Consider the following 12,326-nt stretch of genomic DNA (forward strand, 5'->3'; position numbering starts at 1 on the left):
TTTAATGCAAATCTACAAGGTCGGCGGCGCGGTACGTGACCGCCTGCTCAACAGGCCCGTGACAGATATCGACTGGGTGGTGGTGGGCGCGACAGTCGAGCAGATGCAAGCCTTGGGCTATCGCCCGGTCGGTGCCGACTTCCCCGTCTTTCTGCACCCACGAAGCGGCGAGGAATATGCGCTGGCACGCACTGAGCGCAAGAGCGGACGCGGCTATGGCGGGTTCACCTTTCACGCCAGTCCCGAGGTTACCCTTGAAGAAGACCTCATCCGCCGCGACCTGACCATCAATGCCATCGCCGAAGACGAACACGGCCAGGTGTTTGACCCCTACAACGGCATCCGTGATCTCGAAGCACGCATTTTACGCCATGTTTCCCCCGCGTTCGCCGAAGATCCCCTGCGCGTATTGCGTGTAGCCCGCTTCGCTGCGCGGTACGCCTACCTGGGTTTCAAGGTGGCACCGGAAACCCTTGAACTGATGCGCCAACTCAGCGCATCCGGGGAGCTTCAAGCGCTTACGGCTGAGCGCAGCTGGAAAGAAATTTCACGCGCACTGATGGAAGACCAGCCTCAGGTTTTCATCGAAGTGCTGCGCGCCTGTGGCGCACTGAAGGAACTGCTGCCCGAAGTCGATGTGTTGTTCGGCATACCGCAACCGCCAGTACACCACCCGGAAATCGACACCGGCCTGCATACCCTCTCAGTACTGGAGCAGGCAGCCGTGCACCAGCAGCCCCTCAGCGTACGCTGGGCCTGCCTGCTGCACGACCTGGGCAAAGGTCTGACCCCTGAAGATGAATGGCCGCAACACATTGCCCATGAGCATCGCGGGTGCCGCTTGATCAAGGCTGTCAATCAACGCTTCAAGGCACCGCGAGACTGCCAGGAGTTGGCGGTGCTGGTCGGCGAATACCATACGCACAGCCATCGCGCCCTGGAACTCAAGGCGTCGACCCTGCTGGAACTGCTGCAGCGCTTCGACGTGTATCGCCGCCCACAACGTTTCGAGGAGTTCATAGCGGCGTGCGAAATGGACGCCCGTGGGCGCCTTGGGCTGGAACAGCGGAGCTACCCACAGGCTGACTACCTGCGCGGGGCGGCTGCGGCTGCACGCGCGGTCGCAGTGCAGCCGCTGGTGCAGCAGGGCCTGACAGGGCAAGCCTTGGGGGATGCGCTCAAATCAGAGCGCTTGAAGGCGCTGAAAGCCTACAAGGACCAAGCAGCGCGCTAAGACACGCGCATGCTCCCTGGCGGCGATGGCATCGCTACCATCGCCGCCAGGCCTGCCCTAATGCGTCAGTTGCTGACCGCGCCACTGGAACGGTACAGGCGCCAACACCTGTTCGATCTGCGCCTCGGCCCACAGTTGAGCCATGGTCTTGCCCACGCCCACATGCACCAGGTCCGGTGCAATCAACGACAATGGCCACAATACGAAGGCATTTTTAAGGATTTCGGCACGCGGCAGCACCAGGCCATCGAAATTGCCAGCCAGATCGCCGTACATCAGCACGTCGATATCCAGTGGCAAGCCCTTGCGTTCGGGTGCATAACGGCCGTTGTCCGCTTCAATGAACTTCAACCGACGATCCAGCTCGGTCAGCGGCAAATCCGTCTTCGCCACCACCACCAGATTGAAGAACGGGCCGCTCTTGATGCCCACCGCCTCGCTCTCGAACACCGCCGAGCAGCGCATATCCACCAGGAACAATGCCAGCGCATCGAGCCCTGCGGTCAAATGCCGTTCCCGCTCGATATTGCTACCAAGCCCAAGGTAAACCGTGGTCAGAGACATCCGCGCTCAATCTCCACACCCACCCCGCTGGCTTCCGGTACAGCGCCGGGCTTGGTCAGCTTGAGGTGCAGCCAGGGAATCTGAAATTCGTCCATCAGTACCTTGGCCAACCGTTCGGCAAAGGTTTCAACCAACTGGAACTGCGCCTGCTCGGCAAAGGCCTGGATGCGCGCCGACACACTGGCGTAATCGAGGGCCAGCGTCAGGTCATCACCCGCGGCTGCCGGACGGTTATCCCAGGCAAACCGCAGGTCCAGCCGCAAGCACTGGCGAATACCGCGCTCCCAATCGTAAGCGCCGATGACGGTATCGACTTCCAGCCCTTCGATGAACACTCTGTCCAAGCACTTTTCTCCGCTGCACGACAAGGGCGCCTTGCGCCGTTAGAATCAGGGCGTCCTCGCCCGGAATAGTTAGCATGTTTTGGTTACTGGCATTGCTCGCCTACCTGCTCGGCTCGCTGTCCTTTGCCATCCTACTCAGCCGTCTGAACGGCTGCCCTGACCCGCGCATGAGCGGTTCAGGCAACGCCGGCGCCACCAACATGCTGCGCCTGGCGGGAAAAAAACTCGCCATCCTGACCCTGCTCGGCGATCTCTGCAAAGGCCTGCTGCCCGTGCTGATCGCCCAGATGCTGGGCCTTGGCCTGCAGCAACAAGCCTGGATCGGCCTGTACGCCGTCATCGGCCATCTGTTCCCCGTGTACTTTCGCTTTCGCGGCGGCAAGGGCGTTGCCACTGCTGCCGGCATGCTACTGGGCCTCTACCCGCCGGCCGCACTGCTGGCCATCAGTACCTGGCTGCTCACCTTCCGCCTCACCCGCACCAGTTCCCTGGCCGCGTTGATCGCCACCCCGCTCACCCTGCCCTTGCTGGCCTGGCGCGAACCCGAGGCACTGCTGCCGATGAGCGTACTGACCATCCTGATCGTCTGGCGTCATCGGGGCAATCTACGCGACCTTTTTGCAGGACGCGAACGACACTTCTGAACCTGCTGCATGAGCGAACTTCAGCTTCAGAGCGCTGGCAATTGCTCCATTGGCCAGCGCGCCTGCACGGTAATGGCCAGGCTTTCGCGCTGCCCGGCGGCCAAACGCTGGCAGCCGGCATAGGCAATCATTGCTCCGTTATCGGTACAGAACGCAGGACGGGCGTAGTACACATTGCCTTTGAGCCCGGCCAGCATGTCTTCCAGCGACGCGCGCAAGGCCTTGTTTGCACTTACCCCACCGGCAATGACCAACCGCTTGAGGCCTGTTTGCTTCAGGGCGCGTCGGCACTTGATGGTCAAAGTCTCCACCACTGCCTGCTGGAAGGCCAGCGAGATGTCGCAACGGGTTTGCTCACCGTCGTCCCCAGCGCGCTGGCACTGCTGCCAGGTGTTAAGCGCGAAGGTTTTCAAGCCGCTGAAGCTGAAGTCCAGGCCCGGACGATCGGTCATCGGTCGCGGAAACACGAAACGCCCCGGCACCCCTTGGGTCGCCAGGCGTGCAATTTCAGGCCCGCCAGGGTAATTCAGGCCGATCAGCTTGGCTGTCTTGTCGAACGCTTCACCTGCCGCGTCATCCAGGCTTTCACCCAGCAACTCGTAACGACCGATGCCATCAACCCTGACCAGTTGGGTGTGACCACCGGAAACCAGCAGGGCGATGAACGGGAACTCGGGGGGCTCTGCTTCAAGCATCGGCGCCAGCAGATGACCTTCCATATGGTGCACGCCCAGCGCCGGGATACCCCAGGCAAACGCCAGGGCCTGGGCGCAGGAGGCGCCAACCAGCAATGCGCCGACCAGCCCGGGGCCTGCCGTATACGCGATGGCATCAATTTCGGTTGCGACACAACCCGCCTCGGCCAGCACCTGGCGGATCAACGGCAGCATGCGCTTGACGTGATCACGCGAAGCAAGCTCGGGCACCACCCCGCCGTAGACGCGGTGAAGGTCGATCTGGCTGAACAGTGCATCGGCCAACAAGCCGCGCTCACTGTCATATAATGCGACGCCGGTTTCGTCGCAGGATGTTTCCAATCCCAGTACTAGCATGGGTCTATGCCTTGTATAGGCTGAATTCGAAGGCGCGCATAATAGTCCCCGCACCCGATGCCGACCAGCGGTTTTCGATCAGAGGCTTTGCATTCCGAGCGGCTAAGGGTTAACATCCGCAACCCTTAAAAACCGACGTTCTCCAGCGCACATTTTTGCCACGAGTACGTTGCCCCGGTACTAAATGAAGGTAGCTCTGGATGCCAGCCGTCAAAGTTAAAGAGAATGAACCCTTCGACGTAGCTCTGCGTCGTTTCAAGCGCTCCTGCGAAAAAGCCGGTGTACTGGCTGAAGTTCGTAGCCGCGAATTTTACGAGAAGCCGACTTCCGAGCGTAAGCGCAAGGCTGCTGCTGCAGTTAAGCGTCATGCCAAGAAAGTCCAGCGCGAGCAGCGCCGCGCCGTTCGCCTGTACTAATACAGACGATCGACCAAGCTTCTGCCTAACCCGGCCTAAACGCCGGGTTGCTGGCAGATGCTGCTTTACTCAGGTCTCAACACCTGAGCTGCTGATACCGCTCGTCGGTTGATGCAAGCCTTCCAATCGTCAGAACTGGCATCACGCCAGACGTGCACGTCAACACTGACGAGTCCTCACGGGCTGCAGGCGAGCACACTCTTCCACACTTGTGTTATGAACATTCGACCACGCTCGAATGCGCAGCCGTTCCCGCAGCATTAGCGATTACACTGGTTTATCGCCTGATGATGAGAGTGCCATGGCCGGGCTGATACCCCAAAGTTTCATTGACGACCTACTCAACCGCACCGATATCGTCGATGTGGTGAGCTCACGCGTCCAATTGAAAAAAGCCGGCAAGAACCTCACCGCCTGCTGCCCGTTCCACAAAGAGAAGACCCCTTCGTTCAGCGTCAGCCCCGACAAGCAGTTCTACTACTGCTTTGGCTGCGGCGCTGGCGGCAACGCCCTGGGCTTCATCATGGACCACGACAACCTGGACTTCCCCCAGGCGGTCGAGGAACTGGCCAAAGCAGCCGGCATGGAAGTACCACGCGAAGAAGGTCAGCGCGGGCACAAGCCTCGGCAACCGACTGACTCGCCGCTCTACCCGCTGCTGGAAGCCGCTGCCGAATACTACCGCCAGGCATTGAAAAGCCACCCGACACGCAAATCCGCAGTCGATTACCTCAAGGGTCGCGGCCTGTCCGGTGAAATCGCCCGGGATTTCGGCCTGGGCTTCGCCCCGCCTGGCTGGGACAACCTGTTCAAGCACCTGAGCAGCGACACACTGCAGCAAAAGGCCATGATCGACGCCGGGCTGCTGATCGAGAATGCCGAAACCGGCAAACGCTATGACCGCTTCCGCGACCGCGTCATGTTCCCGATCCGCGACAGCCGCGGCCGCGTCATCGCCTTCGGCGGCCGAGTACTGGGGGACGACAAGCCCAAGTACCTGAACTCCCCGGAAACCCCCGTATTTCACAAGGGCCAGGAGCTCTACGGGCTTTACGAAGCACGCAAGTTCAACCGCAATCTCGATGAAATCATCGTCGTGGAAGGCTACATGGACGTTATCGCACTGGCCCAGCAAGGCCTGCGCAATGCCGTAGCCACCCTGGGCACAGCCACCAGTGAGGAACACCTCAAGCGCCTGTTCCGCGTGGTACCCAGCGTATTGTTCTGCTTCGACGGTGACCAAGCCGGCCGTAACGCTGCCTGGCGCGCCCTGGAAGCCGCCCTGCCGAGCTTGCAGGATGGCCGCAAGGCACGCTTTCTGTTCCTGCCCGAAGGTGAAGACCCGGACACGCTGGTTCGCGCCGAAGGCACAGACGCCTTCCGCGCACGGATCAACCAGCATGCCCAGCCGCTGGCTGATTATTTTTTCCAGCAACTGACCGAAGAAGCCGACCCGCGTTCGCTCGAAGGCAAGGCCCACATGGCCACCCTCGCCGCACCGCTGATCGATAAAGTGCCCGGCGCGAACCTGCGCGCATTGATGCGCAATCGGCTGAAGGAAATTACAGGCCTTAACAGCGAGCAGGTCGAACAGCTGTCACATAGCGCGCCCATCGAGGCACCACCCAGCTACGATCCGGGCATCGACTACGGTGCAATGCCCGATTACACACCTGATTACAATGATTTTCATCAGCCCGAGTACGCGCCACCGCAACAGCAGTGGACACCGAACAAGGGCGGCCAGAAAAAGAAGTGGGACGGCAAGCCGTGGGACAAGAAAGGTAAGCCATGGGAGCGCAACGGTCGCAACCAGGAGGCGCCGCCAAGGGTGCCGACGGCCGTCGAGCCGCCAACGCTGAGCGCTCTGCGTACGCTGCTACACCACCCGCGACTGGCCAGGAAAGTCGAAGACGCCAGCCACTTCGCCGCCGAAGAGCATCATTACGCTCAACTGCTGGTGGCGCTGCTTGAGGCCTTGCAGAAAAATCCTGAGCTACGCTCATTACAGTTGATTGCACGCTGGCACGGCACCGAACAAGGCCGCTTGCTACGCGCACTGGCAGAAAAGGAATGGTTGATCGATGCCGACAACCTTGAACAACAGTTTTTCGACACTATAACTAGCTTGTCCGCTCGCCAACGCGAGCGCAGCCTGGAACATTTGCTCAGGAAAGCACGTCAAAGTGAACTGAGCGCAGAGGAAAAAAATCAGCTGCGCGACCTGTTAAGCCGGAATGTTCCCGCACAAACCCCGACCTCAACTGGCGCGTGAGGTCCATGCTCGGGTATAATCCTCGGCTTGTTTTTTTGCCCGCCAAGACCTTCAGTGGATAGGGTGTTATGTCCGGAAAAGCGCAACAGCAGTCTCGCATCAAAGAGTTGATCACCCGCGGTCGTGAGCAGGGCTACCTGACTTACGCGGAGGTCAACGACCACCTGCCAGAGGATATTTCAGATCCGGAGCAGGTGGAAGACATCATCCGCATGATCAACGACATGGGGATCAACGTATTCGAGAGTGCTCCGGATGCGGATGCCCTTTTGTTGGCCGAAGCCGATACCGACGAAGCCGCCGCCGAGGAAGCGGCCGCAGCGTTGGCGGCAGTGGAAACCGACATTGGTCGCACTACCGACCCAGTGCGCATGTACATGCGCGAAATGGGCACGGTCGAGCTACTGACCCGTGAAGGCGAAATCGAAATCGCCAAGCGCATCGAGGAAGGCATCCGTGAAGTCATGGGTGCGATTGCCCACTTCCCCGGCACTGTCGACTACATCCTCAGCGAGTACGATCGCGTAACCGCCGAAGGCGGCCGCCTGTCCGACGTTCTCAGTGGTTACATCGACCCGGATGACGGCATTGCCGCGCCGGCCGAAATGCCACCGCCAGTCGACACCAAAGCCGCACCGGCTGCGGTCGGCGATGACGACGAGGAAGAGGCTGCCGAAGCCTCCGACGACGAGGAAGAGACCGAAAGCGGTCCGGACCCGGAAGTGGCTCGCCAGCGTTTCGGCGCCGTGGCCGACCAGCTCGAAGCAACCGTCAAAGTGCTGAAAAAGCACGGTCGGAACAGCAAGCAAGGCATCGCCGAGCTGCTGCAACTGGCCGAGCTGTTCATGCCGATCAAGCTGGTTCCAAAGCAGTTTGAGGTCCTGGTAGAGCGTGTACGTAGCGCCCTGGAACGCCTGCGGGCCCAGGAACGCGCCATCATGCAGCTGTGCGTACGTGATGCACGTATGCCACGCGCTGACTTCCTGCGCATGTTCCCAAGCAACGAAGTCGACCTGACCTGGAGCGGCGATCTTGCCAAGCGCAGCACCAAGTGGGCTGAAGCATTGGGCCGCCTGGACGCCGACATCGTGCGTTGCCAGCAGAAGCTGGTAGACCTGGAAGCGGAAACTGGCCTGACGATTGCCGAAATCAAGGACATCAACCGTCGCATGTCGATCGGCGAGGCCAAGGCCCGCCGCGCGAAAAAGGAAATGGTCGAGGCCAACCTGCGTCTGGTGATCTCCATTGCCAAGAAATACACCAACCGTGGCCTGCAGTTCCTCGATCTGATCCAGGAAGGCAACATTGGTCTGATGAAGGCGGTGGACAAGTTCGAATACCGTCGCGGCTACAAGTTCTCGACCTACGCCACCTGGTGGATCCGTCAGGCGATTACCCGTTCTATCGCTGACCAGGCGCGCACCATCCGTATTCCGGTTCACATGATCGAAACGATCAACAAGCTCAACCGTATTTCCCGGCAGATGCTGCAGGAAATGGGGCGCGAGCCGACACCGGAAGAACTGGGCGAGCGCATGGAAATGCCTGAGGACAAGATCCGCAAGGTATTGAAGATCGCCAAAGAGCCGATCTCCATGGAAACCCCGATCGGTGACGACGAAGATTCGCATCTGGGCGACTTCATCGAGGACTCGACCATGCAGTCGCCAATTGATGTGGCCACTGTCGAAAGCCTCAAGGAAGCAACCCGTGATGTGCTCTCCGGCCTGACCGCCCGCGAAGCCAAAGTGCTGCGCATGCGTTTCGGTATCGACATGAACACCGATCACACCCTCGAAGAGGTCGGCAAACAGTTCGACGTGACCCGTGAGCGGATCCGTCAGATTGAAGCCAAGGCACTGCGCAAGCTGCGCCACCCGACGCGAAGCGAGCATCTACGCTCCTTCCTCGACGAGTGATGACAAACCCCGGCCTTCGCGCCGGGGTTTTTCTTTTCGTGGCACACGTATTTAAGACTTTCGCTACTAGCCCCTAGGCAAAAGCGCCGTCTACACTCGAATCAAATTACCTGTGTAACGAGGCCGCTATGCTCAGATTGCCGGCCATCCTGTTGCTGCTCTCGCTTCTATGGAGTGCAACGGCCGGCGCCTTGACCCTGACTGACGAAGAAAAAGCCTGGCTCAGTGCACATCCGCAACTGCGCTTGGGCGTAGATGCTTCCTGGCCGCCCTTTGAATACCGGGATCAGGAAGGTCGCTACCAGGGACTGGCCGCCGACTACATCACCTTGCTCGAGGAGCGTCTGGGGGTCGCATTCGAACCGATCGAACCGATCAGTTGGACTGCCGTACTGGAACAAGCCCGACACGGCGAACTGGACCTGCTGCCAGGCATCATGTCTACGCCAGAACGACAGCGCTACCTGGCCTTTACCCGCCCCTACCTGGATTTCCCGATCGTCATTCTTGCCCATCAGGGCGGAGCACAGCCTCATGGCCTGGAAGACCTCTATGGCCTGAAAGTCGCCGTGGTTGAGAACTACGCGCCCCATGAACTGTTGCGCACCCACCACCCCGACCTCAATCTGGTGGCCTTGCCCAACGTCAGCTCAGCCTTGCAGGCCTTGGCAACAGACCAGGTCGACGCAGTAGTCGGCGACCTGGCCTCCAGTATCTGGAGCCTGCGCCAGCAAAAGCTTGAAGGTTTGTATGTCAGCGGCGAAACCCCTTACCGCTACCAACTGGCAATGGCCGTCCCTCGCGAACAGAAACTGCTGGTCTCAATCCTCGACAAAGTCCTGGCCGACATGAGTCCTGGCGAAATCAGCAATATTCAGGAGCGCTGGGTCGGCAAGGTGCTGGATCGCCGCACCGGCTGGTATGACCTGTTGATCTATGGCTTGCCGGGCGTCCTGGTGCTAGTCGCCGTTCTGGCAACGGTCATCCGGATCAACCGCCGACTCAGCTCGGAAATTTCCAGACGCATTGCCCTTGAACAGGAGCTGCGCAGCAGTGAGTACCATTACCGTGGTCTAATCGAGAGCCTGTCGGCTATCGCCTGGGAAGCCGATACGGAAGATTTCACCTACAGCTATGTCTCGCCTCATGCCGAAAACCTGCTGGGCTATCCACTCAGCGACTGGCTCAAGCCCGGCTTCTGGCGCAGCATCCTGCACCCCGACGACGCACTTTGGGCGCAAGCCTATTGCGACAGCGAAACCGCCGCCGGACGCGATCACAGCCTCGACTACCGGGTGATCACTGCCGATGGCCGCAACCTTTGGGTGCGCGATATCGTCAGCCTGATCGAACACGGGCAAAAGCCGGTCATGCGCGGCTTGATGATCGACATCAGTGAAACCAAGAATACCGAACTGGCCCTGCGCCTCTCCGAGCAGAAGTTCGCCTCGGTATTCCAGCAATGCCCGGACATCCTGGTCATTGCCCGACTCAGTGACGGCTGCCTGCTTGAAGTCAACGAAGCATTCGAGGAGCAGCTTGGCCTCAGCCCGGGACATGTCATCGGCAAGACCGCTACCGAGCTGAACATCTGGGGTATCGAAGGCATAGGCCCCAAACTACTGCGGCGCCTGCAAGCTGGAAACGTACGTAACCTTGAAATGCTGTTCAAGCGCAGCAATGGCCAGGTATTCACCGGGCTGACCTCTGTCGAGACCTTCCAGCTGGATAGCACCCCTGCCCTGGTGGTGGCTGTACGGGACATCAGCCAACTCAAGGAAACCCAAGAACAACTGCAAACATCCGAAGAGAAGTTCGCCAAGGCTTTCCATGCATCACCCGACGGGCTGCTTCTGTCGCGCCAGCAGGACGGCAAGCTCATTGAGGTCAACGAAGGTTTCTGCCGCCTGACAGGTTATGACCTGAGCATGACGCTGGACCGCACGTCGATTGACCTGGGCATCTGGGTTGACCTCAATGAACGCAAACACCTGCTGGAGCTGCTGGAAAGAGACGGTTTCGTGCGCGACTACACCTGCCACATCCGCCGCAGCGACGGGCAGATTCGCCTGTGTGAACTCTCGGCACGGCCACTGCCCATCGCGGGCGAAGAGTGCATGCTGACCATCGCGCGCGATATTACCGAACGCCACCTCATGCAGGAAAAACTGCAACTGGCTGCCACCGTATTCGAGAACACGGCTGAGGGCGTGTTGATCACCGATACCGAGCAGCGCATCAGTGCGGTCAATCGTGCTTTCAGCGAGATCACTGGCTACAGCGAGTTCGAGGCACTGGGCCAGACACCGCGCCTGCTTTCTTCGGGGCTGCACGACAGCGCCTTCTACGCAGCCATGTGGCACCAACTGACTGCCGAGGGCCACTGGCAAGGCGAAATTCAGAACCGCCGCAAGAACGGCGAAGTGTATCCCGGCTGGTTGACCATCAGCGCCGTGCGTAACAGCGGACGGGAGACTACCCACTTCGTGGCGGTATTCGCCGACATTTCCAGCATCAAACACGTCCAGGCCAAACTCGACTATCAGGCACACCATGATCCACTGACTGGGCTGCCCAACCGCACCCTGTTTGAAAACCGGCTACAGGCCGCACTGAGCTGCGCACAGACATCCAAGGCTCAAGGCGCGGTACTGTTCCTCGACCTGGACCGCTTCAAGCACATCAACGACAGCCTTGGCCATCCAGTTGGCGACCTGCTGCTCAAGGGCATTGCCCATCGCCTGAAGGAGCAAGTGCGTGATATCGACACCGTTGCCCGGCTGGGCGGTGATGAATTCATCATCCTGCTTCCAGGCCTGCACCAACCCAGCGACGCCGAACACATCGCCGCCAAGCTCCTGAACTGCTTCAGTGCGCCATTCCAGGCAGGCGAACATGAGTTCTTCACCAGCGCCAGCATCGGTACCAGCCTTTATCCACAAGACGGCACTGACGTTGCCTCATTGATCCGAAACGCTGATGCGGCGATGTACCGATCCAAGGCCAAAGGCCGCAACCGGGTCGAATCCTACACCCGCGACCTGACCGCGCAGGCCAGCGCACGCGTCGCCCTGGAGCATGAACTGCGCCGGGCCATTGAGCGCGACGAACTGAGCCTGTACTACCAGCCCAAATTCAGCCTGAAAACCCAAAGCCTGATTGGTGCCGAAGCCCTGATTCGCTGGACCAACCCTACCTTTGGTGAAGTACCGCCCGAACACTTCATTGCGCTGGCCGAAGAGAACGGCATGATTCTGCAGTTGGGCGACTGGGTGCTGGAGCATGCCTGCCAACAAATGCACGAATGGAAAGAGGCCTACCTCGGCTTCGGCCCTCTGTCGATCAACCTGGCGGGCGCGCAGTTACGCCAGCCAAGCCTGGTCAAGCGGATCGAACAACTGCTGAAAACCTACCACCTCAGCGCTGGCGACCTGCAACTGGAGATCACCGAGAACTTCATCATGAGCCAGGCCGAAGAAGCCCTGGCGATTCTGCACCAACTCAAACGCCTGGGCGTACAGCTGGCTATCGACGACTTCGGTACCGGTTACTCCTCGCTCAGTTACCTCAAGCGCCTGCCGCTAGACATCCTGAAAATCGATCAATCGTTCATCCGCGGCCTGCCGGACGATCCTCACGACGCAGCGATTGCCCGCGCCATTATCGCCCTCGGCCGCAGCATGCAGCTGACCATCATTGCCGAGGGCGTAGAGAACCTGGCCCAGCAACACTTCCTGGCCGTGGAGGGCTGTGAACAGATACAGGGCTACATCGTCAGCCTGCCGTTACCACCCGAAGAGTTTGCAGCGACCTTTCTTCGTATAGCAGTTTCAGATCTTTCGGATGGCACAGCCTGGAAACCCTCGTTATAATCCGCG

General features: G+C 59.8%; 9 protein-coding genes. 6 read left to right on the forward strand and 3 right to left on the reverse strand.

From position 1 onward, the window contains the following. Positions 1–4 precede the first annotated feature (4 nt). Positions 5–1,234, forward strand: a complete 1,230-nt coding sequence (locus tag IE038_RS17585; RefSeq protein ID WP_189396014.1) for a multifunctional CCA addition/repair protein — start codon at positions 5–7, stop codon at positions 1,232–1,234. A 57-nt stretch (positions 1,235–1,291) separates the two neighbouring features. Here the strand turns inward: IE038_RS17585 and folK are convergent, their stop codons facing one another. Continuing rightward, positions 1,292–1,798: a 2-amino-4-hydroxy-6-hydroxymethyldihydropteridine diphosphokinase gene (folK, locus tag IE038_RS17590; RefSeq protein WP_163939451.1), complete on the reverse strand. Its 507-nt coding sequence runs from the start codon at positions 1,796–1,798 to the stop codon at positions 1,292–1,294. Then, a complete protein-coding gene (folB, locus tag IE038_RS17595; protein ID WP_065759041.1) occupies positions 1,789–2,142 on the reverse strand; it encodes a dihydroneopterin aldolase in 354 nt (117 codons plus the stop codon). Before folB ends, folK begins: the two co-directional genes overlap by 10 nt. A gap of 74 nt (positions 2,143–2,216) precedes the next feature. On the opposite strand from folB, the gene plsY reads away from it, so the two are divergent. Next, complete coding sequence (gene plsY, locus IE038_RS17600) at positions 2,217–2,786, forward strand: glycerol-3-phosphate 1-O-acyltransferase PlsY (protein ID WP_163939449.1); 570 nt, start codon at positions 2,217–2,219, stop codon at positions 2,784–2,786. Positions 2,787–2,812: 26 nt separating this feature from the next. Here the strand turns inward: plsY and tsaD are convergent, their stop codons facing one another. Beyond that, the gene (tsaD, locus tag IE038_RS17605; protein WP_163939447.1) at positions 2,813–3,838 is read right to left on the reverse strand and encodes a tRNA (adenosine(37)-N6)-threonylcarbamoyltransferase complex transferase subunit TsaD; all 1,026 of its coding nucleotides are present in this window, start codon (positions 3,836–3,838) and stop codon (positions 2,813–2,815) included. A gap of 200 nt (positions 3,839–4,038) precedes the next feature. On the opposite strand from tsaD, the gene rpsU reads away from it, so the two are divergent. From rpsU to IE038_RS17625, 4 genes are all read left to right on the forward strand, one after another. After that, a complete protein-coding gene (gene rpsU / locus IE038_RS17610; RefSeq protein WP_002551877.1) occupies positions 4,039–4,254 on the forward strand; it encodes a 30S ribosomal protein S21 in 216 nt (71 codons plus the stop codon). Positions 4,255–4,555: 301 nt separating this feature from the next. Then, positions 4,556–6,529 (forward strand): DNA primase, encoded by a 1,974-nt coding sequence (dnaG, locus tag IE038_RS17615; protein WP_189396015.1) that lies wholly within the window; start codon positions 4,556–4,558, stop codon positions 6,527–6,529. Positions 6,530–6,597: 68 nt separating this feature from the next. Then, positions 6,598–8,448, forward strand: coding sequence for an RNA polymerase sigma factor RpoD (gene rpoD / locus IE038_RS17620; RefSeq protein ID WP_189396016.1), 1,851 nt, complete (start codon positions 6,598–6,600; stop codon positions 8,446–8,448). 128 nt (positions 8,449–8,576) lie between these two features. After that, on the forward strand, positions 8,577–12,320 hold the full coding sequence (locus IE038_RS17625) for a bifunctional diguanylate cyclase/phosphodiesterase (protein WP_189396017.1): 3,744 nt from the start codon (positions 8,577–8,579) through the stop codon (positions 12,318–12,320). Positions 12,321–12,326: the final 6 nt, after the last annotated feature.

Source organism: Pseudomonas laurentiana (assembly GCF_014648275.1).
In the GTDB taxonomy this organism is placed as follows: Bacteria; Pseudomonadota; Gammaproteobacteria; order Pseudomonadales; family Pseudomonadaceae; genus Aquipseudomonas; species Aquipseudomonas laurentiana.